The 24,952-nt window shown below is 69.0% G+C and carries 25 protein-coding genes and 4 pseudogenes; 12 read left to right on the plus strand and 17 right to left on the minus strand.

Going from position 1 to position 24,952, the window contains the following annotated elements; translation table 11 throughout:
• Positions 1-33 precede the first annotated feature (33 nt).
• A complete protein-coding gene (locus tag ACWEOW_RS02230) occupies positions 34-195 on the plus strand; it encodes a hypothetical protein (RefSeq protein WP_452267513.1) in 162 nt (53 codons plus the stop codon).
• 741 nt (positions 196-936) lie between these two features.
• Here the strand turns inward: ACWEOW_RS02230 and ACWEOW_RS02235 are convergent.
• Positions 937-2,502: an outer membrane protein assembly factor BamB family protein gene (locus tag ACWEOW_RS02235; protein ID WP_452267514.1), complete on the minus strand. Its 1,566-nt coding sequence runs from the start codon at positions 2,500-2,502 to the stop codon at positions 937-939.
• Positions 2,503-2,726: 224 nt separating this feature from the next.
• Here ACWEOW_RS02235 and ACWEOW_RS02240 point away from each other — a divergent pair, with 224 nt between their 5' ends.
• Positions 2,727-3,101, plus strand: coding sequence for an STAS/SEC14 domain-containing protein (locus ACWEOW_RS02240; RefSeq protein ID WP_452267515.1), 375 nt, complete (start codon positions 2,727-2,729; stop codon positions 3,099-3,101).
• A gap of 270 nt (positions 3,102-3,371) precedes the next feature.
• On the opposite strand, the pseudogene ACWEOW_RS02245 reads toward ACWEOW_RS02240, so the two are convergent.
• Both ACWEOW_RS02245 and ACWEOW_RS02250 read right to left on the minus strand, forming a co-directional pair.
• A pseudogene (locus ACWEOW_RS02245) lies at positions 3,372-4,139 on the minus strand (STAS domain-containing protein); the annotation flags it as partial.
• Complete coding sequence (locus ACWEOW_RS02250; protein ID WP_452267608.1) at positions 4,064-4,408, minus strand: SulP family inorganic anion transporter; 345 nt, start codon at positions 4,406-4,408, stop codon at positions 4,064-4,066. The pseudogene ACWEOW_RS02245 and the gene ACWEOW_RS02250, both read right to left, overlap by 76 nt.
• On the opposite strand from ACWEOW_RS02250, the pseudogene ACWEOW_RS02255 reads away from it, so the two are divergent.
• Together ACWEOW_RS02255 and ACWEOW_RS02260 are read left to right on the plus strand one after the other, a co-directional pair.
• Positions 4,321-4,731 (plus strand): annotated as a pseudogene (locus ACWEOW_RS02255) (ATP-binding protein); the annotation flags it as partial. The gene ACWEOW_RS02250 and the pseudogene ACWEOW_RS02255 sit on opposite strands and share 88 nt — an antisense overlap.
• A 379-nt stretch (positions 4,732-5,110) precedes the next feature.
• A complete protein-coding gene (locus ACWEOW_RS02260; protein ID WP_452267516.1) occupies positions 5,111-6,112 on the plus strand; it encodes a DUF389 domain-containing protein in 1,002 nt (333 codons plus the stop codon).
• Between the two features lie 33 nt (positions 6,113-6,145).
• Here ACWEOW_RS02260 and ACWEOW_RS02265 read toward each other — a convergent pair.
• The 3 genes and pseudogenes from ACWEOW_RS02265 to ACWEOW_RS02275 all read right to left on the minus strand — a co-directional run.
• Positions 6,146-6,286 (minus strand): annotated as a pseudogene (locus ACWEOW_RS02265) (helix-turn-helix domain-containing protein); the annotation flags it as partial.
• 504 nt (positions 6,287-6,790) lie between these two features.
• The gene (locus tag ACWEOW_RS02270) at positions 6,791-7,462 is read right to left on the minus strand and encodes a GAP family protein (RefSeq protein ID WP_452267517.1); all 672 of its coding nucleotides are present in this window, start codon (positions 7,460-7,462) and stop codon (positions 6,791-6,793) included.
• Complete coding sequence (locus ACWEOW_RS02275; protein ID WP_452267518.1) at positions 7,462-9,261, minus strand: alkyl/aryl-sulfatase; 1,800 nt, start codon at positions 9,259-9,261, stop codon at positions 7,462-7,464. Before ACWEOW_RS02275 ends, ACWEOW_RS02270 begins: the two co-directional genes overlap by 1 nt.
• A gap of 86 nt (positions 9,262-9,347) precedes the next feature.
• Here ACWEOW_RS02275 and ACWEOW_RS02280 point away from each other — a divergent pair, with 86 nt between their 5' ends.
• Positions 9,348-11,024: a SulP family inorganic anion transporter gene (locus tag ACWEOW_RS02280; protein WP_452267519.1), complete on the plus strand. Its 1,677-nt coding sequence runs from the start codon at positions 9,348-9,350 to the stop codon at positions 11,022-11,024.
• Positions 11,025-11,331: 307 nt separating this feature from the next.
• Positions 11,332-11,532 (plus strand): annotated as a pseudogene (locus tag ACWEOW_RS02285) (mechanosensitive ion channel domain-containing protein); the annotation flags it as partial.
• Positions 11,533-11,591: 59 nt separating this feature from the next.
• Here the strand turns inward: ACWEOW_RS02285 and ACWEOW_RS02290 are convergent.
• Together ACWEOW_RS02290 and ACWEOW_RS02295 are read right to left on the minus strand one after the other, a co-directional pair.
• The gene (locus tag ACWEOW_RS02290) at positions 11,592-11,882 is read right to left on the minus strand and encodes a hypothetical protein (RefSeq protein ID WP_452267614.1); all 291 of its coding nucleotides are present in this window, start codon (positions 11,880-11,882) and stop codon (positions 11,592-11,594) included.
• A gap of 106 nt (positions 11,883-11,988) precedes the next feature.
• Positions 11,989-13,350, minus strand: a complete 1,362-nt coding sequence (locus tag ACWEOW_RS02295; RefSeq protein ID WP_452267520.1) for a DUF1254 domain-containing protein — start codon at positions 13,348-13,350, stop codon at positions 11,989-11,991.
• A gap of 598 nt (positions 13,351-13,948) precedes the next feature.
• Here ACWEOW_RS02295 and ACWEOW_RS02300 point away from each other — a divergent pair.
• A complete protein-coding gene (locus ACWEOW_RS02300) occupies positions 13,949-14,239 on the plus strand; it encodes a hypothetical protein (protein WP_452267609.1) in 291 nt (96 codons plus the stop codon).
• On the opposite strand, the gene ACWEOW_RS02305 is transcribed toward ACWEOW_RS02300, so the two are convergent.
• Positions 14,167-14,472 carry a transposase gene (locus tag ACWEOW_RS02305; protein ID WP_452267610.1) on the minus strand — a complete coding sequence of 102 codons (306 nt, stop codon included), beginning with the start codon at positions 14,470-14,472 and terminating at the stop codon, positions 14,167-14,169. The genes ACWEOW_RS02300 and ACWEOW_RS02305 overlap by 73 nt on opposite strands.
• Before the next feature lie 217 nt (positions 14,473-14,689).
• The gene (locus ACWEOW_RS02310; RefSeq protein ID WP_452267521.1) at positions 14,690-15,232 is read right to left on the minus strand and encodes a MarR family winged helix-turn-helix transcriptional regulator; all 543 of its coding nucleotides are present in this window, start codon (positions 15,230-15,232) and stop codon (positions 14,690-14,692) included.
• 182 nt (positions 15,233-15,414) lie between these two features.
• Here ACWEOW_RS02310 and ACWEOW_RS02315 point away from each other — a divergent pair, with 182 nt between their 5' ends.
• Complete coding sequence (locus ACWEOW_RS02315) at positions 15,415-17,490, plus strand: MMPL family transporter (RefSeq protein ID WP_452267522.1); 2,076 nt, start codon at positions 15,415-15,417, stop codon at positions 17,488-17,490.
• Positions 17,491-17,511: 21 nt separating this feature from the next.
• Here ACWEOW_RS02315 and ACWEOW_RS02320 read toward each other — a convergent pair whose 3' ends face one another.
• From ACWEOW_RS02320 to ACWEOW_RS02330, 3 genes are all read right to left on the minus strand, one after another.
• Positions 17,512-18,942, minus strand: a complete 1,431-nt coding sequence (locus tag ACWEOW_RS02320; protein WP_452267523.1) for a tryptophan-rich sensory protein — start codon at positions 18,940-18,942, stop codon at positions 17,512-17,514.
• 1 nt (position 18,943) lies between these two features.
• Positions 18,944-19,657: a CPBP family intramembrane glutamic endopeptidase gene (locus ACWEOW_RS02325; RefSeq protein ID WP_452267524.1), complete on the minus strand. Its 714-nt coding sequence runs from the start codon at positions 19,655-19,657 to the stop codon at positions 18,944-18,946.
• A gap of 92 nt (positions 19,658-19,749) precedes the next feature.
• Entirely contained in the window at positions 19,750-20,331 is a 582-nt protein-coding gene (locus ACWEOW_RS02330; protein WP_452267525.1) for a hypothetical protein, read from the minus strand.
• 102 nt (positions 20,332-20,433) lie between these two features.
• Between ACWEOW_RS02330 and ACWEOW_RS02335 the strand changes: the two genes are divergently transcribed.
• From ACWEOW_RS02335 to ACWEOW_RS02345, 3 genes are read left to right on the plus strand one after another with little or no spacing between them, the layout of a single operon-like run.
• The gene (locus ACWEOW_RS02335; protein ID WP_452267526.1) at positions 20,434-21,321 is read left to right on the plus strand and encodes a MerR family transcriptional regulator; all 888 of its coding nucleotides are present in this window, start codon (positions 20,434-20,436) and stop codon (positions 21,319-21,321) included.
• 29 nt (positions 21,322-21,350) lie between these two features.
• On the plus strand, positions 21,351-21,713 hold the full coding sequence (locus ACWEOW_RS02340; protein WP_452267527.1) for a fumarylacetoacetate hydrolase family protein: 363 nt from the start codon (positions 21,351-21,353) through the stop codon (positions 21,711-21,713).
• A complete protein-coding gene (locus ACWEOW_RS02345; RefSeq protein WP_452267528.1) occupies positions 21,713-22,582 on the plus strand; it encodes a maleylpyruvate isomerase family mycothiol-dependent enzyme in 870 nt (289 codons plus the stop codon). The genes ACWEOW_RS02340 and ACWEOW_RS02345 overlap by 1 nt, the downstream gene beginning before the upstream one ends.
• Here ACWEOW_RS02345 and ACWEOW_RS02350 read toward each other — a convergent pair.
• From ACWEOW_RS02350 to ACWEOW_RS02365, 4 genes are all read right to left on the minus strand, one after another.
• Entirely contained in the window at positions 22,574-22,771 is a 198-nt protein-coding gene (locus ACWEOW_RS02350) for a hypothetical protein (protein WP_452267529.1), read from the minus strand. The genes ACWEOW_RS02345 and ACWEOW_RS02350 overlap by 9 nt on opposite strands.
• Before the next feature lie 310 nt (positions 22,772-23,081).
• Positions 23,082-23,423 (minus strand): J domain-containing protein, encoded by a 342-nt coding sequence (locus ACWEOW_RS02355; RefSeq protein ID WP_452267530.1) that lies wholly within the window; start codon positions 23,421-23,423, stop codon positions 23,082-23,084.
• Positions 23,424-23,646: 223 nt separating this feature from the next.
• Positions 23,647-24,006, minus strand: coding sequence for a hypothetical protein (locus ACWEOW_RS02360; RefSeq protein ID WP_452267531.1), 360 nt, complete (start codon positions 24,004-24,006; stop codon positions 23,647-23,649).
• Between the two features lie 27 nt (positions 24,007-24,033).
• Positions 24,034-24,465 carry an Hsp20/alpha crystallin family protein gene (locus ACWEOW_RS02365; RefSeq protein WP_452267611.1) on the minus strand — a complete coding sequence of 144 codons (432 nt, stop codon included), beginning with the start codon at positions 24,463-24,465 and terminating at the stop codon, positions 24,034-24,036.
• Positions 24,466-24,622: 157 nt separating this feature from the next.
• Here ACWEOW_RS02365 and ACWEOW_RS02370 point away from each other — a divergent pair, with 157 nt between their 5' ends.
• The gene (locus ACWEOW_RS02370; protein ID WP_452267532.1) at positions 24,623-24,940 is read left to right on the plus strand and encodes a MerR family transcriptional regulator; all 318 of its coding nucleotides are present in this window, start codon (positions 24,623-24,625) and stop codon (positions 24,938-24,940) included.
• Positions 24,941-24,952 lie beyond the last annotated feature (12 nt).

Below are 24,952 nucleotides of genomic sequence, written 5' to 3' on the forward strand. Positions count from 1 at the left end.
AATGGCCGTTATCGATTCGTGATCTTTGGCGGCGTGCCCACGAGCGGCTGCCCGGGTCACATCGCGGGTCAGGTCGACCGCGACCTGACCCGCGACGAGGCGTGCCCGCGGGGAGGGCGCTGGGCGCGCCGCCGAGTGGAGGTCATTGCCGTTGTCGAGGCGGTGCACGTGGTGTCGTCGCTGACCCCGCGCTGAGCTCGAGGGATGCGGTCGGGCCGATGACAGCGATGCTCTGCCGCCGTCTGCGGCAGGACGCCGCGCTCGTTCTTGAGCAGCTCAGACCCCTTCTCGGCGATCTCACGGACCTGCTCATCCGACGAGATCGGGCCAGGAAACCCAGACCACGCGCCACATGCTCGCGAGCACCCGGCTGAGTCGAGCAGCGACCGTGGCAGAGCAGCCCCGACAGGGGCAAAGGGAGAGCTGTGGTGCCCCAACCCCTCTGTGTACCAGTAGATTCGGAACTGATTCGGAACTGATTTGGAGCTGGCGAGGGGACTCGAACCCCTAACCACCTGTGTACGAGCCTTCCACTGGCGCCGCCCTTGAAACAGTCGCTGACCTGCACAAACGCCGGACTGATTCAATCTCAGTGACTGCCTCGTGCGATCCCTGTGCGATGAGCCATGGCTCCTCCTGTCCACACATGTCCCCGATCGGCCGCGTCGGATCCCGAACGGCCCATGCGCGTGCACCAAATCGCCACATCAGGCCTTGGACGGCCACGACGGTCGACCCAGGCCTCCAACACCATGATCCGGACACATCCTGCAATTCAACGGTAGTAGAAACCCCGACGAACCGCGTCCACTCGACCCGCTCGTAGCTGAGTCTGACCGGAACAATGACGCCCCGAGTGTCTCCTCGCCACCCGGGTGCGGCCCGCCCGCCCTCCGTGTGTTCTCAGCCGGAGGGCGGACGCGCGAGCGTGTGGTGTTACGTGCCGTTCACGGTGAACGCGTAGAGCGCGCCGCCTGGGCGAGGATCCGGCGGGAGCACCACATAGCCGGTTCCCCAGTACACGGTGTTGCCGACGACCGATGCGCCGGAGTAGCAGGTGTCACCCGACGCATAGTCCCAAAGGACCGAACCGGACGACGCCTTGAGCGCGTACATGTGCCCGCCGTCGTCGGCGGAGCATCCGAAGATCACTCCGTCGAGGGCGGTCACCGGGCCCGGGGCGCCGGCACCGGTGGGTGCTGCGGTCGTCCACAGGACGGCGCCCGTCGCGGCGTCGAGAGCGGACCAGCCGCCGGCGTGGGTGACCGTGCCGTCCTTGAGCGTCCACGGCTTGGCCTCGCTGTTGGCGTTGGCCGTGTAGACGCGCGAGCCGTCGACCGCGGAACCCCACTGGAGTCCCCCATTGACGCCGCCCGTGCCTGCCTGGGTCGACCACAGCGGGGCTCCGGTGTCGGGGTTGACGGCCCAGTACTGGCCGGACTTCTGCCCTGCGCCGACGAACTCGGTGCCCTTCACCTTGTACAGCGTCGGAGCCTGGCCGAAGTCGAAGTCGGGTCCGTGATTGCTCGGGCATGCCGGGGTCGGGTCTTCGAAGCCGGGCAGGCCCGGGATGCCGCAGGACAGGTTCCACGCGTCGCTGGGAAGTGCCCGCATCGCCCACTTCACACCACCCGTCGTCAGATCGAGCGCGACGATGGCGTCGAACATGTCGCTGGCCGGGATGCACGCGGCGCGCGCCGCGTCATCGGCGGCGCTGGACACGCACGCGGTCGCCGAGTCCGGGATCGAGTAGTTGTTGCCGGTCGAGATGTAGAGCGAGTTGCGCTTGAAGTCGACAGCGGGAGCCGACCCCCAGACCGAACCACCGGTGTAGCCCTCGGGCACGGTGTAGGTGGTCCATCGGATGGCCCCGGTCGCGGCGTCGACGGCGAGCATCTTCCCGCGGAACGTCAGCGGCACGCCGAACCTGGCCAGGGCCTCTTCGAAGGATGCGACTCCGACGTATGCGGTGCCGGCGACGACGGTCGCCGACTGCGTCAGGATCGGGTACCCGCCCTCGATGGTGGTCCTCCAGACCAGCGCACCCGTCGTCTTGTTGATGCCCAGCAGGTAGCCGTTAGGGCTGAACCCCTTTCCGGCCTGGTCGCCGAGGACCAGCACGTCGCCTGCAATGGCCGGGGTGGCCCGTGCATAGTCGCCTGGCACTCCCGTGATCCCCACAATGCTCGTCTGCCATCTCACCGCGCCCGTGGCCGCGTCGATGGCGTAGAGGAACCCGGCGTCGTCCGGCACGTACACGACCCCGTTCTCGACGGCGGGTGTCGCAGACACGTTCCCAGCCGTCGACGTCCTCCACTTCACGGCAAGCGAGCCCACGTTGCCGACCCCCAGATCAGAGTTCGGGTTGTACCGGCTGTTGGAGGTGTCGTAACCCCAAGAGCTCCACGAGTCGGCGCGAGCGGCCGCGTTCGAGGGAGCGATCATGACCATGCCGAGCAGTGCGGCCGTCGCAACCGCCAGCAGAGCGCGTGAAGACTTCACATTGCCTCCTGCTTCTACGGCGCCGGGCGGCGCTCGCACCCTCAGGGTCGTCGCCCTCGTAGGCACGCAACATCACTTGATCAAGCGATGTTGCGGGTCGTACGCCGCGGCACGGCAACGCCGGAGGCAACCGACTGGTCGGCTTCAGACGTGGGCACGAGGTCCCCGGTCCGATCCACTTGCGTGATCCGTTGGTCGCTTGGAACGATCACGAGAGGAGGTGGATGATGATCCGAGTTCTCGACGGACTGCCCGAAGGCATCATCGGATTTGAGGCGAGTGGGAGGCTGACGGCCGACGACTACACCCAGGTCCTCGCCCCCGCACTCGAAATCGCAGCCGCTTCGGGCAAGATACGGATTCTGCTCGACTTCGGCGGCGAGTTCGATCGCTTGGAGGCGGGAGCGGTCTGGCAGGACTTGAAGATGGGCGTCCGCGACTGGAACGCCTGGGAACGCATCGCCTTGGTCACCGACCACGCTTGGATGCGGGACGGATTGAATATCTTCGCGTGGGCGGTTCCCGGGGAGGCCAAGGCTTTTCCGCTAAGTGACCGCGCGGCAGCCATCGAGTGGCTCACGAAGGCCCGGCCACGCTGAGCTCGGAAGCACGCCCGTCTTACGATCGCGCGACAGACACCGGCCGCATTGTGCAGACGCACCTTGACGCCAACCGCGTGGTATCCCTTGGCCCGCCGTGGCCGCAAGTCCCCCGGCGGCATGGGAATCCTGGTCGCGGGCGTGCGGTAATTGCACACGCACCCTGAGCCCGCAAAGGAGCGCGGGCGTGACAGCCGACATGGCCGCCAAGAAGGACGTGTTTCGTGCGCCGAACTCGGCCTCCGCGACCGGCGTTCACACCGTCGTCGCTCATGTCGTGGTCGTCCGAAGTCGCTCGGCCACGTCGTACGCTGTGCGCAGCGCCTCGCCGAGTACGGGAGTCTGGACGACGACGTAGTCGCGGCCGATGACCTCGAGGGTGCCGGCGCGCTCGAGCAGGTCGCGGAACGCGGGTGGGACCCCGCAGAGCACTAGGTGCACGCCGTGTGCGCGCAGCCGCCGGTGTGTCTGCACGAACGCCTTGAGGAACGTCGCCGAGGGGATGTCGACCGACCCACGCAACGACAGCACCACGGCGGCCGAGGTCGCCTCCCGCGGGTCGGGCCACTCGTCCTCGAGCCGGTTGACCTCGGCGAAGAAGCTCCCGCCGATGTAGTGCAGCACCGTGGTCCGTCCGCTCGGCAGCCGGTCTGGCGCGTCAGGGAGGTTCCACCCGCCGGCGCCGTCGGCCACGAGCTCGACCAGCCGGCCCCGGCGAGAGGCAGAGACGGCATACAGCAGGATCGAGAGTCCGGCACCGATGAAGATCGCCTGCTGGAGCGGCAGCTGCGTGGTGACCAGGAACGTGACGACCATCGCGACGCTGGAGAGCACCGACGTGCGCAGCACAAGCACGATGTCGCCGAGCCGGCCGGTGATCAGCTCGCTGCCGATCACGATCAGGAGGCCACCGATCACCGCCATCGGGATCTCGCCGGCGACCGGACCGACCGCGAGCACGATCACCGCCAGCCAGACGCCGGCGAAGATGCCGGACCAGCGGGTGCGGGCGCCGGCGCTCGTCCCCACGCCCGTGCGGGAGAGCGGGCGCCTGTGGGCAACGCCGAGAACAGGCCGCCGGCGATGTTGGCCAGACCCTGCGCGCGGAAGTCGGTCGAGGCGTCGGGACGCGAGCCGTCCGGGTTCGCGACGGCGGCGGCGATGCCGGCCGCGTGGGCGAGCGCGACCAGCGCGATCGCGATGGCCCCGAATACCAGGGATCCGTGCCTGCCAGGCCGGGCACCGGGTCCTGTTCGCGACCGCCTCCGAGTGGGTCGACCGGCTCGCCGGCGCCCACCACGACGCACGGCTGCAGGACGAGCTGCGACGCCTCGGCCGGTACCCGCTGCTGGTCATCGACGAGGTCGGCTACATCCCGTTCGAACCCGAGGCCGCGAACCTGTTCTTCCAGCTCGTGTCCTCCCGCTACGAACGCGCCTCGTTGATCGTCACTGGCAACAAACCGTTCGGCCGGTGGGGCGAGGTCTTCGGCGACGACGTCGTGGCCGCCGCGATGATCGACCGGCTCGTGCACCACGCCGAGGTCATCGCCCTCAAGGGCGACTCCTACCGGCTCAAGGACCGCGACCTCGGCCGCGTCCCAACCGCCACCAACCAAGAAGAGAACTGACATGCAGGGGGTCAGTTTCACCTGCCGTCAGGGGGTCAGTTTTCGCGCGCCGTTGACAATATTCCCTGTTCGAAGCGGGTCGGCCTCAGGGTTGTGCCGACAATGAGGACCACAGCCCTGTCCGCGCTGATGAGCCAAGCCCGACGGAGACCCTTTTGCTGTCTTCGCCAACATCTTCGAGCTTGAGACGGGCATCGCTTCGGCGCGAGATCACTCTCTGCCAGTGACTGCGTCGCAGGCGATCGGATTCGTGCATGCGCAACCCGTGCGGCTGCGCGGCATGCCATCGCTGGTCATTGAGCACGGTCGAGGCCTCCCACCGGACTCGGCTGAGCGTGGCAGCCCGCCTCGGCCACGGCCGCCACTGGATACTCAGGCCATGGTCACTGCGCTGCGCATCCGCATCCTGCCCGAGCACCAGCGTCGTTCGCGGGAAGAGCTCTCTGACGAGCTCGAGCTGGGCTCGGGTGACGCGACGGCCAAGAGATCGGCATTCTGGACGATGCTGACCCTGTCAGCGGTCATCGCCTCCGCGGGGGTCCTGGGCGACTCCACCGCCACCGTGATCGGAGCCATGATCATCGCGCCGCTCTCGACACCGATCATGGGAATCGCGCTGGCGACCGTGAAGCGCCAGCGCAACGGCTCCGTCGGCTATGTCTGTTTCGGCGTCCTGCTGGTCATCGGCATCGGCGCGGCGTTCTCGCTGGCACTGCCGTCGACCTACGCCCTGCTCGACAACAGCCAGATCTCCTCACGAGTGTCCCCGAACCTCGTTGACCTGGTCGCTGCGCTCGCCACGGGGCTGGCCGGCGCGGTGGCCCTCGCCCGACGAGACGTGGGCGCCGTGCTTCCCGGAGTCGCCATCGCCATCTCACTCGTTCCGCCGCTCAGCGTGGTGGGCGTCTGCCTCGGACAGGGTTCGTTCACCCTCGCGGCAGGTGCGTTCCTGCTCTTCGTGTCCAACCTCGTATCGCTCGTGCTGGCCGGGATGTTCGTCTTCGCCGTCCTCGGCTACAGCTCGCCGGAGACCCAGGGGGCGAGCGGCTCGTCACGAGGGACGTACGCGGCCATCGGCGGGCTGCTTGTGGTCGTCGTGGTGTTCCTCGGCGCCAACACCATCACCACCTACCTGACCACCCGGTGGGAGAACCAGGTCATGAGCACCGCTAGCGAATGGGTCGAGACCGTGCCGGGCGCGACCGTGGACAGCGTGACCCTGCACGGTTCCACCTTCACCATCCACATCACCTCGCCCACCGCGCTCCCCTCGACATCAGAGCTCCTCGCCGACCTCGACGGCAAGGTGCCCAACGGATTCCAGGTCGCGGTGGCAGACGCCCGCGGACAGACCATCGACGTCGGCACCGTCGGCCCCTGAACGGTCCTCAGTCCTTGACCGTGAGGCGCAGCGGGCAGCGGATCGGGCCAGCCACGCGTGCAGCGTCTGCCGGGACACATCCCACGACGCCGCGACCTCGCTGACGCTCCGGCCATCACCGATGACCGCCAGCACCGCCTTGTACCGCTGCTCCGCCACTCTCATCTCCCTCATCGAGAGAGCGTCAAGGATCAACCGAAGCAACTGTCAAGATCAGCCGAAACACTGTCAGGCATAAACCGAAGCCCAAACGTCAAGCATCAGGCGGAGCCATACACTGAGCGCCTTGTACGGATGCCAGGCCGGGGTCGACAACGCGCCGCCCTCCGATGACCCGACACATCCAGCGATTCAAACGGCAGTAGACAGCCGCACGAACCGCGCCAACTCGCTCCGTTCGTGGCTGCGCTTGAGCGAGGCAATCGTGTGCCCAATTTGTGCCCACGCGGAGTCGCGTTCCCTGAATCGAGCCTTGCCAGGCACCGATCCTGCGTCAATGAGACAAGCAGCAGATGAGCGGACTTCGAATGACGCATGGGGCATCGATCAATTGGGCGCCGGGGCGCCTGGTTTGAGTGGAAGCGACAGCGAGTTTGGGAAATCCGCTCAGGCCGGGGCCCACCGGGACGAGCTCCCGGGCGGGGAGCATCCATGGCGGGAGCATCCAGGGTGCCTTCGCTAGTAGCTGCCGATGCCCTTTCCGATCATCGTGACCCCGATGACGAGCAGGAGCACGGCCATGACGGTGGCGTTGTTGTGCACGAGCCACACCCGAAGAGATTGCAGCGGTCCGGACATGCGGTCTCGGGCGAGGAGATAGCCGAGCACCGGCACCGCGACCGACGCACCGGCGATCACCGTGAACACCGCGACGACCGCGACGACCTCGCCGGTCGAGAGCCGTGCTGTTCCGACCAGGACACCGGCGCTCGCCGTCATCAGCAGGTTCTTCGGGTTGAGGGCGGACAGGGCGAAGCCGAGCGTGAGAGCCCTCCCGAGGGTGAACTTGTCGATCGCGGCCATCCACTTGGGGAGCACGGGCTCCTCTCCCGCATGCGGCCGACCGCGCCACTGCTTGGCGGCGATGAGCAGCATCAGCGCGCCCAGCGCGATCTTGACCGTTCCCGCAACCGGCTGCGAAGCGTCGTCGCCGGGCTCGGGGATCACGGCGGCGAGCGCCACGAAGACGACTAGGGCGACGACGATGCCAGCGAGCCAGCCGAGCATGAAACCCACGCTGGCCGCCCGGGCGTTCGGGGCCAGCAGCATCAGGATCGTGGCGATGATCGGGATCGGGCTGATGAACACCGCGAGCGCGAGCGGGAGGATGTCCCCGATGACGGCTCCCATCAGGGGATCACGATGTTGAACGCCGGATCGGGGTCGTCGACGAACGAGAGGAGCGTGGTCAAGGTCGCGGGGTCGCCCTCGAAGGCGATGCCCTCGGGGCCGGCACCGGCGAGCAAGTGGAGCAGTTGGGGCTTGGTGAGTGTGACGACGAGATCCGCCGGCTCCTGCCTCTGCGTGGGGAAGTGCACGAGCGCCCCGTTGGAGAGCTCCATGCGGTAGGTCTCGTCACGGTCGGTGAAGTGCCACCGGACCGAGACCGAGGTGTCCCACGCCTTCTGGGCGTCGATGCGGATCGCGATGCTGTCGAACAGCTGCGTAGTCGTCAGCGCCGCCATCATGCCCGAGGCGTCGGTCTTGAGCGCGATCGGGCCCGATTCGAGCTCAGTCGCTCCGGTGAGGAAGTTGTTCCGCCAGGTTCCGCACTCGGAGCCGTATCCGAGCCTGGTAAAGAGGTCGGTCTGGAGTGCTAGGGCACCAGCGTGCTGGGGGTCGGCGAACAGCGCATGGTTCGCGAGCTCCGTGGCGAACCGAAGGTCGCCGGCATCCGCGAACTCCTGCGCCTTTGCGACCGTCGCGTCGACTCCGCCGATGACCTCGACGTATCGGGACGCCTGCGCCTCGGGCGGGTGCTGCCACAGGTGCGCCGGGTTCCCGTCGTACCAGCCCAGGTAGCGCTGGTAGATCGCCTTGACGTTGTGGCTGATCGAGCCGTAGTAGCCGCGCCCGTGCCAGGCGTCGTCGATCGCGGGCGGCAGCTGGAACGTCTCCGCGATCTCGGCGCCGACCAGGCCCTTGTTCATCATCCGCAGGGTCTGGTCGTGCAGGAACGCGTAGAGGTCACGCTGCTCGGTGAGGAACCGGACGATGTTGTCACGGTCCCACGTCGGCCAGTGGTGCGAGGCGAACGCGACGTCGGTGTCGTCCGCAAACAGCTCGATCGCCTCGGCGATGTAGCGCGACCAGCCGCGCGCGTCGCGCACCTCCGCACCACGCAGCGTGAGGATGTTGTGCAGGGTGTGGGTCGCGTTCTCGGCCAGGCAGAGCGCGCGGCGGTCCGGGAAGTGGAAGTTCATCTCGGACGGCGCCTCGGTGCCTGGCGTCATCTGGAAGACGATGCGGACCCCGTCGAGCACCTCCTCCTGGCCGGTGTGGGTGATGTCCACGGTCGGGGCAAGGAGGCCCGTCGTCCCGGTCGAGCTGCCCGAGCCCAGGCCGACGCCGAGGGTCCCGGTGGCGCCCGGCTGCAGGCCCATCCCGGTGTGGTACACGCCGCGACGCAGCATCGCGGTGCCCGCGTACACGTTCTCCGACACGGCGTGGTCAAGGAACCCGGCCGGCGCGACGATCGGCACGTCGGTGTCGGCGGAGACGACGCCGAGAACGCCGCCGAAGTGGTCGATGTGCGAGTGCGTGTAGATGACCGCCCTGACGGGTCGGTCGCCGCGGTGCTCGCGATAGAGCGCGAGACCGGCGGCCGCCACCTCGGCGGAGATGGCCGGGTCGATGATGATCACACCGGTATCACCCTCGACGACGGTCATGTTCGAGAGCTCGATGCCGCGCAGCTGGTAGATGCCTTCGGTGACCTCGAAGAGGCCCTGGATTGCAGTGAGCTGACTCTGCCGCCACAGGCTCGGATTCGCGGTGTCCGGGCAGTCACCCTCGGTCACCTGACCGTAGATGTCGGCGTCGTACACGACGCGCCCGTCGGCATGCAGGATCTGCCCGGGCTCGAGGGGGGCCACGAGTCCGCGCGTGGCATTGTCGAAGTCAGTCCGGTCTGAGTAGTCGAGTGCCATGTGTTCGACGCTAAGGAGGCCCCACGGAGGTCGCGTCACCTGAACCGGGTGACGCGAGAGCATGCCTCGATCGGGATGGTGAAGTGGTGCGCCGACCGAAGTTGGGGCTGGGCCGCCCGACGCCGAAGGACGCCGTCGCGGGGTTCGTGACGGGGCTTTTCAGCATCCCGGAGGGCATGGCATACGCCAGCATCGGCGGTTTCAACCCGGTCCTCGGGCTCTACTCGGGCATGGTGCCGACGACGGTCGGCTCCCTGTTCTCCCGGACCGTCCTCATGACGACCACGCTCACGTCCGCCATCGCACTGACGTCGCAGAGCGTGCTCTCGAGCGCCCACCTCGACCCGGATGACATCAACAACGTCGCCACGCTCACGGTGCTGGTCGGCGCGATCATGGTGGTCTTCGGGCTGCTGCGGCTCGGCTCGGTGATGAGCTTCGTCTCGAACGCGGTGATGACCGGCTTCACCAGCGGCATCGCACTCCAGATCGTTGCGGGCGTCCTCGACGACGCCACCGGCTACAAGCCGGACGCGCACAACACGATCGCGAAGGTGGTCGACGCGGTCGCCCACGTCACCGACTGGGATCTCACGACGCTGCTCGTCTCGCTCGGCACGGTGGCGGTCTGGTTCGTCGTGCGGCTGGTTCCTCGGCTCGAGCCGTTCGCGATCCTCGCCGCGCTGGTCGTGGTCACCGCCATCGTTGTCGTGTTCTCGATCGATGTCGAGGACGTCGGCGACATCGGCTCGGTGCCGAGCGGGCTGCCGCACCTGGTCCTCCCCGACCCCGGCGTGATGCCCGATCTGCTGGCCGGCGCAGTTGCGGTGGCACTCGTCGCGCTCGCCCAGGCCGCGGGCATCGGTGCGGCCGTGCCGAACCCGGACGGTAGCCGCACGAACGTCTCCGGCGACTTCACCGCCCAGGGCGTGGCGAACCTCGCCGGCGGGTTCTTCCGAGCACTGCCGACCGGTGGCTCCCTTTCGCGGACGGGCGTCGCGACCAGCGCGGGAGCCCAGACTCGGTGGACGGGAATCTTCGCCGGGATCTTCCTCGGCCTCGTCGTGCTGGTCGCGGGCGGCGTCGCGGAGCTGATCCCGATGCCGGTGATCGGCGGCCTGGTGATCGTGATCGGCGCCGAGCTTGTCGTCGGCCGGATCCCCGACATCAGACTGGTGCTCCGGACGGGGTGGCTGCCGACCGCGGCGATGCTGGCGACCTTCCTCGCCACCACGCAGCTGCCTCTGCAGGAAGCGATCCTGCTGGGCGCCGGCCTGTCCCTGATGCTCTACTGCGTCAGCGCCGAACGGGCCGGGAGGATCAAGGCGCTGGTCCGTGAGGACGGCCGCTGGCGCGCGACCGACATTCCCACCGACCTTCCGAGCGACGCAGTCACGGTCCTCCACTACGAGGGCGCCGGCCTGTTCGCCGAGGTGGCCCGGATCGAGGAGTCCTGGCCGCGAAGCACCGACGCTCGCAACGCTGTGGTGATCCTGCACGCGCGCGCGCTGCCCGACATCCCCTCCTCGACGATCCTCAAGGCACTGCGCAGACGGGCAGAGCACCTGGACGCCCAGGGGTGCCGGCTCATGGTCGCCGGCGTGGACCCCGCACAGGTCGCACTTCTCGCCCGCACCGGCTTGGCCGACGCCCTCGGCGACGAGGCCGTCGTGCCGCAGACCTCGGTCTTCTTCGAGGCGCTGGACTCCGCGTACGCGCGGGCGACCGAGTGGGTCCGCAGGCCGCGCGAGAGCGACGACTGATGGCTGTGAGCCTTCCGTTGGTGGTCGACACCCCGCTCGGCGACCTCGACGTCGACGGCTGGACGTTGCTGTGGTCTGTGCTGGTCGTGATCTGCACTCTGCTCGCCTGCGCGGTACGCGGTCCGCTGAGTCCGCCGCCTCGGTCCCCTGGTGCCGAGCCTGCCTGCCGACGTCGTACTGCAGATCGCGCGCGTGGTGCGCTTACGCGATCTACGCGCTGGGCGCCGGGATCGTGCTCAGCCTGCTCGGTGCACCCATCCAGCCGGTGCTCATCGCGTTCCTCCTCGTCCTGGGCGCGCTCGTGCTCGTGGGACGTGGGGTTGCTGACAACTTCGGCGCCGGCCTCGTGATCCAGGTACGGCACGCGCTACGACTCGGAGACCTCATCGAGTCGGACGGACACCGCGGCCACGTGATCGACCTCAACAGCCGCGCGGTCGTCATCGAGACGTACGACGGCACGCACGTCCACCTGCCGAACAACATGGTGATGACCTCGTCATTGCTGAACCTCACGAGATCCGGTGTCGCCCGCTCGCAGCTCGAGGTCCGGGTCACCACGCATCGCTACACCAATACCGGGGACTTGACCTCGGTCTCCTCGCGGTCGGTGAAGTGCCACAGGCCCGATGCCGTGGTGCTCCAGGCCCGTTGGGCGCCGACCCGAGTCGCGAGGCTGCCGAAGAGCTGGGGGGTGGTGAGTGCCGTCTTCATGCCGGTGGCGTCGATCTTGGCCGCCACGGAGCCGTTCGGCAGCTCGAGCGCACTGAGGAGGTTGGTCCGCCGGGGACCGCCCGGACAGCGGTAGCCGAGGTCGGCGTCGTCGAAGTCGGATCGCTTCGAGTCGTCCAGTTCCATTCATCGACGCTGGCAGCGGCTGTGCCCCTGGTCGTCCGCATCCATGGCTTCAGCCCCCCATTGGCTCGATCGCGGCGGCCGCGTATGCGGTCCGCCGCGCGCCTGCTCAAGCAGTCCGTACCCGCTCCACGGCCGGTGGGGCCCAGCTGCCGTCGAGGATGCTGTCGTCAGGCCAGTAGGTGCGCAGGTAGACGGAGAACTCCTCCGACGGGGCGGGCAGCCAGTTCGGCTTCTGCGCCCCGTCCTCCGGCGCTTGCCCGCCGATGGTCAGGGTGAGCGAGCCGTCCTCACCGTAGGTGAGGTTCTTGTTCTTGGTGCCCAGCGAGTACCGGTCGAGGTCATTGGGGTGGAAGAAGTGGTGCTGGTTATACACAGTCAGCGACCAGAAGCCCCGCACCGGCGGCAGATGATTCCTATCGAATCGCACCGCGTAGGTGTGGGCGCCGTTCAGACGGGCACCGTCCGTGTCGAGGTCCTGGTAGAAGTACGTGGTCTCGACAGGGGTGTTCACGAAGATGTTCGACTTGCCCACCGCGAGCCTCATCAGGTAGTCGGTGCCGAACTCAGCACCGTTGCGCTGCGTGGTCCAGTGGTGCCCGACCGGAATCCCGTAGTTCCGGAACTCGAACAGCTCCCTCGCCACCGGCTCCGCCTCGATCGCCGCCTCACGGCAGGCCGCGGCGATCTCGTTGTCGTTCTCGGCGGCGGCGAGAACAGCACGGAACCAGCCGTACATCGCCTCCTCACCAGGAAGCGGCGGGACCTCGTCGAGCACCTCGCCGAACGAGGCGAAGAACGTCGTCGGATCGACCCACTGCGTCTCCTCCTGCCCCGAGGCGGCGTCGGTCTCCCCGAACGAGGGAGCCTGCGACCAGTCGGTGGTCTTCATGGTCCCGTCGAAATCGGCCAGGGGGTACACGCTGATCTGGTTCACGATCGGCTGGACCGCCTCACGGTCCTCGGCCGTGTCGTCCATGAACACCCGCGGGATCACCACCCCACAGCGGGTGTCGTAGTGGAACACCCCAGCGATCCCCTCCGGGACCGAGCCGTCCCAGCCTTCCGGTGCGAGCAAGTAGTGCCCGGGCTCGGTGCCGTACATCTTCCCGAGGTTCACGAACGAGTCGGTCCGCTGGTTGACCACCTGGTAGACCCAGAACCGGTCCCCGAAGTCGGGCACCTGGATCACCGCAGGGCCGAGGTTCGCGTCCAACGGGCCGAACCCGTACACCACATCCTGGTTCGGGCAGGCCACGATCCGCTCCTCCGGGCGGACGTAGTCATGGAGCATGCCGATGTGGTTCGGCGGCCCGGCCGGCACGATCCCGGCCAGCAGGCCCGGTCCGGGAAGCTGTTCCATGAACACGCGCCGGTTGTGGATGTTCGCCAGCGGCCATCCCCACAAGTAGGCCATCCGTGCCACCGAACGGGCATAGTCCACGGTCATCCGCTGCTCACCGAGCGCCACGATCTTTCCTTCACCTCGCCGACCCTGTCCTCGGGCACACTACCGGGACAAACGATCCCGGGATACCGCTCATCGGCTGCTTGTTTCATTGACGCAGGATCGGTGCCTGGCAAGGCTCGGTTCAGGCGACCGGGCTGTCGCTCTCTCATCGGCTGCTCACCCCTTTCGGTGTGGCTCTCATTTGGCCTGCGCAGGTCCATGCCGACCTGAAGAACTCGACCCCGACGACGACGCCTGACAGGGCCCACGTGTTAGCAAACGCTTTAGCAAGTCAGCCCAATGGGCCCACCAAGCCCCCGACACACCATCGCCCCGACCCGCGTTTATGCAGGTCAGGGCGACGTTTCCACATGGAGCTGGCGAAGAGACTCGAACTCTCAACCACCTGTTTACAAGACTTCGACCACCGCGACCGCGAAAAGGTGTGATGACCTGCACATACGTCGGACTGAGTAGACAGCCAGGAACAGCTTGTACGATGCCTGCGCGATTAGCCATGGCTAAGCCTGTCCATTCCCGTCCGAGTTGAGCTGGGCCCCGGCCTCTTACCAAGACTTCTTAGGCGACGCTGACAACGGGATGCCGTGTTGCGTCAGAACTGCAACCGGCCTTGGCCCTCGCCTCCGCTGCAGCCGACCACGGTTATGACGTGACCGGCCTGGCCAGCCAGCATTCCCTCGTTTGTAGGCTGCGCCTGTCTTGGCTCACCGAGTCGATTCCGGTCCGATCCGCCCACACGCACTGGACGCAACCCGCAAAGTCCGCTCTGCACGATGAACTCACGTCGCTTTCCGTCGCGATCGCCTGCGACATGCTCTACAGCGGTGGACTGCCAGAGTGGACCAGTCGCCACGCGACGGGTCGAGTCCGTCCTCGCCGACCGCAGTAGGTCGGTGGCGTTGTCCTGGCGGAGGCGCAGCAGGCCCCGGATCTTGTAGAGCGGGTCGTCCTTGTGGCCGCGCCGCTGCACGTCTCCTGCTGCACGCGGCGTCGGGTCTCGTCGACGACCTGGGTGCCGAGTTTGACGACGTGAAATGCGTCGAGCACGGCGACGGCGTCGGGCAGCTCGTCGCGCAGCGCGTTCGCGTAGCCGCGGAACGGGTCGAGCGAGGCCTCGCTGATGCCGGCGGTGAACTCCGCGGGCCGCGCCTGGAGCCAGGCGGCTAGGCGGTGCCGGTCCGGCCGGGCACGACGTCCAGCAGCCGGGCGTGCAGGTGGCGGTAGCGGCCTTGGCGCGCCGTGGATGTCGGCACCTGAGCCACCCTCTCGCAGGCTGGCTCAGCTGCGTCGCCAGCGAGCACGGGAAGACGCGTGACCGGAACGGCGCGGTCAGGGCAGGTCAGGTCATCAGGGTGCGCATGGCCGCGGTCGCGCCACGGAGGTAACGCTCGACGACCTCCCGCTCCTCGTCGCTCAACGTCGCGTCGAGCACGGCGAGCGCCTCGAACATCGGGCGTAGCCGCTCCAGGACCTCCGCACGCCCGCTCTCGGTGATGACGACCTCGGTGCGTCGCCCGTCTGCTGGGTGCGATCGCCGCTCGGCATGGCCCCGACTGGTCAGCCGGTCCACCACGCCCGACGAGGCCGCCGACGTGACGCCGAGCAGCTTGGCCAGCTCGACCGGACCGAGTGGGCCGCGGATCAGGTGGCGCAGTGAGTGCAGCTCGGTCGTACTGAGGCCGGCGCCACGCGCCACCGCTGCCGGGACCGCTTCGGCCACATCGACCAGCTCCTGCAGGGCCGCGAGCGTGCTCGTGTCCCGCCACTGGGGGCCGCCCGGCACGGCCCCGGCAGGTGCCGTCCCTGTGCGCTCCGCGCGCGCAGGCCCGCCCGAGGCAGGGTCACCTGTCGCATCGCGAGGACCAGTGCTAATGTCACTCACCAACTTAGTAATCACATGAGCAATGAACTGAGATACCTACTGAGGAAGTCGTCGAATTCTAGCGGAGGTATGGCGTGTCCAAGCTGCCGAACGTGCCAGAGGCGCCCCAGGCGCCAGAAGCGTCAGGGGCGACCACCGTGTCCAGGGCGTCAAGGGTGCCGACCCCATCAAAGGCGGCGAGGGTGTCCGAACGGATCACGAGGCGATGGTGGGCCGTCGCCATCGTCGTGCTGGGCCTCGTCGGAGCCGTGGGGGTGGCGGCGTCCGTCGGCGAGGCGACCAGAACCGCCCGCGTGACCGACTCGCTGCCCGCCGGGTCCGAGAGCGCGTCTGCGCTCGAGCTGCGGGAGCGCCTACCCGAGGCGGACGGCTCAACCGCGGTGATCCTGTTCAGCAAGCCCGACGGCATACTCAGTGACTCGGATCTCGTGGCGATCCGCGCGCGGGCCGGCGAGCTGCCCGGTACGGGAAGGGTTCCCGTTCAGCGAAGCGACGACGGCACGGCAGCGCTCGTCGTCGTGCCGGTCACGGCAACCGACGCCACCGGCACCGCCGACGAGGTGAGCCGGCTTCGTGGCATCGCGAAGGCCGGCCTCCCGGACGGGGTCATCGCGCAGGTCACCGGACCGGCGGCCGTCGAGGCGGACCTCGCCGCCGTGTTCCAGGGGGCCAACACGCGGCTGCTCGTCGCCACCGCCTCAGTCGTGGCGCTTCTGCTCGTGCTGACCTACCGCAGCCCCGTGCTTTGGATTCTGCCGCTCATCGTCGTCGGTGCGGCCGACCGGCTCGCCGCCGTCCTGGCGACCCACGCGCTCGCGGGCCTGTCGGTTGTGTGGGACGAGTCGACGATCGGCATCCTCTCCGTCCTCGTCTTCGGGGCCGGCACCGACTATGCGCTGCTGCTCATCTCCCGGTACCGCGACGAGCTGCGCCGCCATGAGGACCGGCGCCAGGCCATGGCCCTCGCGCTGCGGCGCACGGCTGAAGCGGTGCTGTCCAGCGCACTGACCGTCGTCGTCGGCCTGCTGACCCTCCTGTTGTCGGCGTTCCCCGCCACTCGGGGCCTCGGGCTGGCCTGCGCCATCGGCATCGTCGTGGCCGCGGCTGCGGTTCTCCTGCTCCTGCCGGCTCTGCTCGTGTGCTTCGGCCGCTGGGTCTTCTGGCCGAAGGTGCCGCACGTCGGAGAAGCCGCGCTGGTCGACGCAGACTCGCTCTGGCGCAGGATCGGTGACCGGGTCGCAGCCCACCCCCGCCAGATCGTCGTGACGACGCTCGCCGTCCTCGCCGTCCTCGCCTCGGGTCTGGCGTTCGTCCAGACGGGCCTGAAGCAGGCGGACCAGTTCCTGAGCAAGCCGGAAGCGATCGCGGCCGGCGAGCGCCTTGCCCGCTCGTTCCCAGCCGGCAGCGCCGACCCCATGGTCATCACGACCAAGGACGACCCCCAGCAGGTGCTCTCCGATGTCCAGGCGGTCGACGGGGTCGCGACAGCACGGATTGTCAACGAGGGCAGCGGTATTGCGGAGGTGGCCGCGATCATCACCGCCGCGCCCGGATCCCCCCAGGCTGCAGAAGCGGTGCGGAGCGTGCGGGCTGCGGTCGCCGGCCTGCCCGACACCCACGTTGCAGGGACCGAGGCCGTAGCGCTGGACTCGAGCGACGCGGCGGCCCGGGACCGCATGGTCATCCTGCCGCTGGTGCTCGCGCTGGTCCTCGTCGCGCTCATGGTGCTGCTGCGTTCCGTCGTGGCACCGGTCATCCTCGTTGCCACCGTGCTCGCGACCTATCTGGCCAGCCTGGGCGCGTCGTGGTGGCTCTTCACCAAGGTCTTCGGCTTCACCGCGCTGGACGACAGCGCGCCCCTCTTCGCCTTCGTGTTCCTCGTTGCCCTCGGCGTGGACTACAACATCTTCCTGGTCACGCGGGCCCGGGAGGAGGGCCGGTCGCACGGCTCGCGAGAAGGGATGCTGCGCGCCCTGGCCGCCACCGGCGGTGTCATCACCAGCGCCGGCATCCTGCTCGCCGCCGTCTTTGCGGTCCTGGGTGTCCTGCCGCTCGTCGTGCTGGCCCAGATCGGCGTCATCATCTGCGTCGGGGTCCTGCTCGACACCCTCGTCGTGCGGACGCTGCTGGTCCCGGCCATCGCAGTCATGCTCGGCGACCGGTTCTGGTGGCCGCGCCACGGGTTTCGGGACGGTCCGCGGGGCGCTGATTCAACCGTGCGGCATACCGACCGCGTGGGCCAGCAACCCGCGTCGTAGGGACCGACCGTCGCGGGAGGCTCACCCGCGGTTGCGCCGAGCGATCGCCGCGGTGAGCACGCTCGCGAAGGCGCACCATGCGGCATACGCGCCCAGGACGCCCGCCTTTCCCCGGCCCGTCGGGAGCGCCTGCCGGCCTAGGTCGGCAGCGCTGGTGGCGAGCAGTGCCGCATCGGCCGCGGCGAGCCCCGGCCGCCGCGCTCCGAAGAAGGCGGCGCTCCAGCCGGTATTGAGTGCGAGGTTCGCGACCAGCGACCGCTCGAGTTGCCGCGACCGCGCGACCTCCCCGCGTTCGGCGAGCTCAGCGCTCGCTGCCGCCGAGCTCAGCGCCAGCGCCGAATAGAGCAGGGTCCACACGACGGGGAAGGCGACGCGCGGCGGCTGCCACCGCGGCGTGTCCAGCTCTGTGTACCAGCGGGACTCGGGACGCGTGAGCAGCGAGCCGGCCACCGCCGCCGCTCCCACGAGACCGGCGGTCCGGCGGAGGGTTCGTCGCCACAACATGGGGTCGACCTCTCGCAGAGCCGCGCGCACGGCGTCGTCGAACCCCGTGCGGCCGCCCGGTGGGGGACCCGCCACCGGGTCGAACTCGTCGTCGCCACAGACCGCGTCGTGTATCAGGCTGTCGACGAGTGGTCGGGCGAGCCCCGCGGCCAGGGGAGTCACCAAGCCGACCCAGAGACCGGCCAGCCGGGGCGTCAGCACCGGGACGGTCACGACGAGGCGAGGCCCCAGCCCGGCGAGTCGGGCGTATCGGTGCATCATCTCGCGGTAGGTCAGCACGTCCGGGCCGCCGATGTCGTAGGCACGGTTGATGCCCGGCTCCAGGTCAGCGGAGCGGACGAGGTAGTGGACGACGTCCCGCACCCCGATCGGCTGCACCCGGTTGTCGAGCCATCTGGGCGCCACCATCGCCGGGAGGCGCTCGGTCAGGTGCCGCAGCATGTCGAAGGACGCCGACCCGCTGCCCAGCACCACGCCCGCCTGCAGGACGACCGCCGCCACCGGAGAGTCGAGCAGGATACGTCCTACCTCGACGCGCGAACGCAGGTGGTCCGACAGCTCCGACAGCGGCCCCTCGGGGTGCAGGCCGCTGAGATAGACGATCCGGGACACGCATGCGTCGGCCGCCGCGTGGGCGAAGGTCGCGGCCAGTTCTCGGTCGCGTGCGGCGAAGCCGCCGGCACCGTCCATCGAGTGCATCAGGTAGTACGCGACCTGCACTCCGCGCAGGGCTCGTTCGCAGTCCGGCGAAGAGCCGGCATCACCCTCCACCACCTCGACCTCGGAGGCCCATGCGCGCCCACGCAGCCGGTCGCGACGCCGGGTGAGCACGCGCACGCGCCAACCGGCCGCGAGCAGCGCCGGCACCAGCTGGCCCCCGATGTAGCCGGTGGCGCCGGTGACCAGAGCGGTTCGGTTGGTGGTGTCAGTTGTCGGATCAGCCGTCATGTCAGCTCCCTAGGGTGAGCACGAGGGGAAGCAGCAGCAGCATTCCGAGCGACCACGTGACGTGGGTGATCATGGGGCCTAGTACCCCGCCCGTGACGCGGCGCTGCAGCGCGGTCAAGACGCCCAGCGCGGCTGCGGCCACAACGAGCAGGGGTATGCCGGATGCCACCGTGGTCAGCGCGTAGACGACCGTCGTGGTGGCCACGGCATGTGCACGCCCGACTGCGGCATACAGGGCGCCCCTGAAGTACAGCTCTTCGGCCACTCCGTTGACCACCGTGATCGCCGCCACGAGCGGCAGCGACCCGAGGCGCGCATGGTCCAGGAGGCGCTGCACCGGGTCGCGGAGGGCCGGGATCCGCGCCACCGCTAGCCCGGCGACGAGGAAGGTGGCGATGAGCAACGCACCCAGGGCGAGCGACTGTACGACGGGACGTGCCGGCTGCCCGCCGGTGCGGGTGTGCGCTCGCCCGAGGTGCAGCGGCCCGGAGGCCAGGGCGCCGACGGTCCAGACGGCGGCGAGGACGACCGAGGCGAGATAGAACCGCTGGTCTCCCGGGTTCGTGCGTACGGTGATGGTCAGCAGCACGACTCCGACGGCGAGCGTCACGACGGCCGTGACGCGTCGCCGCCGGAGTGCTGCGGGACTCACCCAGTGTTCGCGGGGAACGGGGGTGACGAGCGCGGCGCGGATGAAGTCGCGGACCTCGCGCACCGGTTTGACGCCTCCGCCACGTTCACCTCGAACGGCCGTCACGGACCGGGCCGCCGCCCGCGTCCCGCGCTGTGTGGACGCATCGGTTGCTGCTAGCCGTCCGAGTCCTCGCCATGGGACGCCGGCCGCACGCAGGCGTCCCCGACGAAGGCCCCCGCGAACGCGGGCGCCCCCAGTGCGCCGGCGGCGTCGGGCGTGAGCGTCAGACCGGCTGCGATGCCGTCACAGCTTGGCGTCGTCCCGTTGATCGGCTGTACCGAGCCCAGGGCGAAGATGTTGACCCGTCCGGGGATGCGCTCGCCGTTGAGCTTGGTCCTGGCGTTAAGGTATCCGGTGCCGAGGTCGATGTTGAAGGCGGTGATGCGCAGGTCTCCGCCGCCGACGGGGACGAAGCGAAGGCCGCCGACGTGCCGGACGACCCCGTCGCCGACTCTGGTGATCGGGAAGGAGACCTGTGCCACTCCGCCCGGCGCGGAAAGCCGGCCCGGTGCCAGGGTCCGGACGTGCAACGTGTCGACCAGGGTCGGCACCAGGGCCGGGTTGAGGACGACCGTCGTGCGGCCTTGCGCGGAGGAGGCCCGGTGCTCGGAGGCGCTGGCCGGGGACGCGTCCGCCGTCCCGAAAGCCAGGATGGCCAGCGCGGCGATGCCACTCAACATGCGGGTTTGCTTCATGGTGTGCTGTTCCTTTCACGACGGTCGATTGGCTCTTCTTGTTCCGCAAACATTGCACAGTCCGCTAGGTTGTGCAAGGTCATGTAGAAGGTAGGAGGTGGCGTGAGCAGCACCGGTTACTCGATCGGGGACGTGGCCCAGCTCACCGGTGTGGGCGCGAGCACCTTGCGCGCCTGGGAGTCTCGCTACGCCCTGGTGACTCCGGCGCGCACCGACTCCTCATACCGCTCGTACAGCGACCGCGACCTCGACGTCATCCGGCGAATGCGCGTGCTGGTCGACTCCGGGGTCCCGCCACGACGGGCCGCCGGGATGGCGTTGGAGACCGTCGATCAAGCCGCGAGCGTCGCCGAGGGCCCTCCAGCGCCGGCAGGGTCGGTGCTGGCTGACCACGCGTCCCTGGCCCGTGCGGCGGCACGGTTCGACGCGGACGCGCTGCAGCACACCCTCGACGAGGCGTTCGCCCTCGCGTCGGCCGAGCGGGTGATCGACGACTGGCTGATGCCGTCGCTGACGAGGCTTGGTGATGCATGGGAAGCCGGCGAGATCGACGTGGCCGCGGAGCATTTCGTGACTGCCGCCGTGATGCGGCGACTGGCGGCTCTGTTCGAGGCGACGCGCGCCTACGGACCCCGGGTCCTGGTCGGGCTCCCGCCCGGCGCCCGCCACGAGCTGCCCGCGTTGGCCTTCGCCGTGTGCCTGCGCCGGGCCGGCATCGACGTCCTCTATCTCGGCGCGGACGTTCCGCTGGACAGCTGGGTCGCCGTCGTGCGGGCGTCCTCGCCACGCGCCGCGGTGATCTCGGCCGCCCATGAGGTGGACATCGCGAGCGCCGAGCAGACGGTGCAGGCCCTGACCACGGCCGGCGTCGGAGTCGTCTACGTCGGCGGCCGGGCCGCGGCCCGGCTCCAATCGGGCACCCCACTGCCGCAACAGCTTTCGAGCGCCGCTGACCTCGTTCGCGCCGCCATCGAGCAACGCCCCGGCTAGCCGTCGCGCATCGGCTCTTGACAAATCGAGTGGTCGTTTCAGAAGCTGCTCGCCCTGTTGGAGCGGATCGTCTCCGCGTCGAGCAACCCGGGCGATGTAGTGCTCGATCCCTGCTGCGGCTGCTTCCCGCCCTTGACCGAGACGAGGACGCGCCCTATGCCGTTCAGGACGACACCACCGGCGACCTGCTCTTCGACCCGGTCGCCCTCGTCAAGTACCTCTCGACGATGATCACACTCCGCCCGGGTGACCTCATCGCGACCGGCACGCCCGGTGGAGTCGGCCACGCACGCAAGCCGGCCCGCTATCTCGAGGCCGGCCAGACGGTCGTCACCGAGATCGAGGGCCTCGGCCGCTGCGAGAACGCCGTCGTCGCCGACCGGCTAGCCTGATGCCCCTGGCGCTGCTCCGGTCCCGAAGCCTCCTCACGGCCGGGACGACCCTGTTCCAGAAGGCGCTCGACGGCCTGGACGACGCGGCCTTGGCGCATCCGACTGACCTCCCGGGGTGGACGCGGGCGCACGTGGTCGCCCACGCCGCCGCGAACGCCGAGTCGCTCGTCAACCTCGCCACCTGGGCCCGCACCGGTGTCGAGACGCCGATGTGCGCCTCGGCGGAGCAGCGCGACGCGGAGATCGAGGCGGGCGCACAGCTCTCGCCATTGGGACTACGAGACTGGTTCACCACGAGTGCGACGGCCTTGGACACCGCACTCGGGAGCCTGACGTCCGAGCAGTGGACTTCACTCGTCCGCACGGCCCAGCGGCGGACCGTCCCGGCGAGCGAGGTGCCGTGGATGCGCACCCGCGAGGTCATGGTCCACGCCGTCGACCTCGACGGCGGCGTGGAGTTCGACGACCTGCCAGCGGAGTTCCTCGTCGAGCTGCTCTATGACGCGACCGCCAAGCGCACCGCCACCGGCACGGGACCGGCCCTCGTGCTGATCACCACCGACGGCGCCGGCCCAGGCGACGCCTGGTCGGTGCCGGGCAGCGGCGCCGTGACCCGGGTGCGCGGACCCTCGCCCAGCTCGCGGCCTACACGACCGGCCGTCGTCACCGGCACCTCGTGGCTGACACCGGAGCAATCCCGACCCTGCCCGGCTGGCTCTGACGACCGTACGTCGTCACCGCCACCGCCTGCGACCAGGCAGGCAACACGACACGACGGACAGCAACCGTCATCGTCACCGACCTCGCTGATGCGAGGGGCACCCGAAGGTTCTGCGTGGCGCCGTCCACGCGGCGGAACGTCAGAGTGATGGGATCACGAGGACAAGGACGGCATTGACGACCGAGACCGCGCAGGCACACAGCGAGGTCAGGAGCAGGAGGCGCCCTCCTGGTCCGTTAGCCAAACGGCTGTCCTTGCGAAGGCTGTAGAGGGCCAGCCGCGCCCGCCGGTGTGCCCCCCAGAACACCATCCCGGCGCCCGCTGCGATGATGGTCACGAAGACCCCCATAGCAGCCCACGACTCCGTCACGAGGAACACACGCGTTGTCAGCAGTGCGCCGCCGGCGAGGGGACCGCTGCGTGGGACACGCGTCGCGCGCCACCGCCTTGGGCGCGCCGACCGGGCCCGACGTGTGGTTCAGACCGCGCTCATTGGCTGACGCGGGGGGACTGGCACCGCGGGTCTGATCCAGAATGCCACGATGGCTGGGGTCACTCTCGAAAAGGTGAACGGCCTTGCCCAGCCGGGCAAGCATCGTTGGGTGTCGAGTGGCCCTTCAGCGGTGGCTTCCGGGTGCGCGGGCGGATCAGGCGGTTGGGTGCCAGCGGACTGGGCCGGCCACGATGGGCGGCTGGCTGGGTGCGCGCCGGTGGTCCGGCCGTGGCCTGGCGTCTGATGTCTCGGGTCGTGATGCCGTGGCCTGCCGGTCGTAGTGGGCTCTGCGTGCGGGGTCGTGCAGCACCTCGTAGGCGGCCAGAACCTGTTGCAGGGTCGTGTCGGACAGGGCGGGGTCTGAGGCGTCGACCGATGCCCGGGTGTCGGGGTGGTGTCGCCGGAGCAGCGCCCGGTAGGCGTGGCTGATCTGGGCTGGGGTGGCGGTCGGTGGGACTCCCAGGACGGTGTAGAGGTCGGGCCGGGGGGTGGTCATGGTCGGAGAGGAGTTGGTGTGGGTGTGGGCTGGCGTTGTGGCCCCGGCCCGGTGGGGCCGGGGCCACTATGCGAGGAGAGTCTCGTCCGGCCTGCAGAGTTGGCGCCGTTCGGGCGCGCGTCGCGCAATTTTGCGTCAGACGCTGCGGGTTGGGATGTGCCGGCCGGGTGAGCGATCACCTCGTGTGTGGTGGTTCAAGGCTGGCGATCACCTGCCTTTCTCCTCATTGTTCTGTCTCATGGGGTCGGTCCGTATCGGCTCCGTTTGGTGGAAGCGGGGGTGAGCGCTGCCTGGCCCAGCGACGGATCTGCGGGTCCGGTGCCGGCCAGCGGTGGTCTGGGCCAGTGTCGACCGCGCGGCGGACTCCCCCGCCACCTGAGGGCCCGCCGGCCGCGCCGCGTCCGGGCAGGCGGGTGGGCGGCTCGGGCCACTCGGCGGCGATGATCGCCTCGAACTCGGCCGCGACCAGGTCGGGGTCGTTGCAGATCAGGTCGAGGAACTGCTCATCGACCGTCGCGGCTGACGTCTCAGTGGTGTCGCTGGTGTCGCCGGTGGCCGGTGCGGCGAGGGGTGCGGTGGGCATGACCGGTCCCTTCCGGGTCAGGCGGTGTCAGGCGTTGATGGCCTTGCGGTCTTCGTCCTTGCTGGTGATGGCGATCTTGCGTGGCTTGGCCTGTTCGGCGACCGGGATCTGCAGGCTGAGCACGCCGGCCTCGTAACTGGCGCTGATGTGCTCGGTGTCGAGGTTGTCGCCCAGGATCAGCTGCCGGCTGAAGATGCCGCGCGGTCGTTCGGCGGCGAGCAGTTCGGCATCGCTGGCCCGCGATGGGCGTTCGGCCTTGACGGTGACCACGTTGCGTTCGACATCCAGGTCGACCGAGTCCGGGCTCACCCCCGGCAGGTCGAACTCGACATGGAACGTGTCGCCGTCGCGCCAGGCGTCCATCGGCATGACCGATGGTCGGGCCAGGGTGCCGTTGCTGCCGAACACCTGCTGGGTGAGCCGGTCCAGCTCGCGGAACGGGTCGGTGCGCATCAGCATCGTGTCCACCTCCATCACTCCTGTTCTGTTGGATGCTCCTTGGTGGGGCCACAGCCCCCGGTTTGGGATCTGTGGCGTGCGCTATAGATTTCATATAGCACTCGTGGGATGCTGATGCAAGAGGCGATTTCACGGAAGTTCGGAAGGACGCGTTCGAGTGGACAGGCTGGACAGGCTGGATGGACCGGACCCGGCCCGAGGTGTGTATGGCATCTCGGTGGCCGCCGAGCTCGCGGGCACCGGGGTGCAGAACCTGCGCGCCTACGAGGCGCGCGGGCTACTGACCCCGGAACGCACCGCCGGCGGCACCCGCCGCTACAGCGCCGAGGACATCGACCGGCTCCGCCGCATCGGCCAGCTCCTCGGGGCCGGGCTCAACCTCGCCGGGATCGCCATGGTCATCGACCTGCAGGACCAGAACGCCCGGCTTCGATCGGACCACAAGCCACACACCGCGAAGGAGGACCAGCGATGACCGCCAACCGCG

The organism is Monashia sp. NPDC004114 (assembly GCF_053603855.1).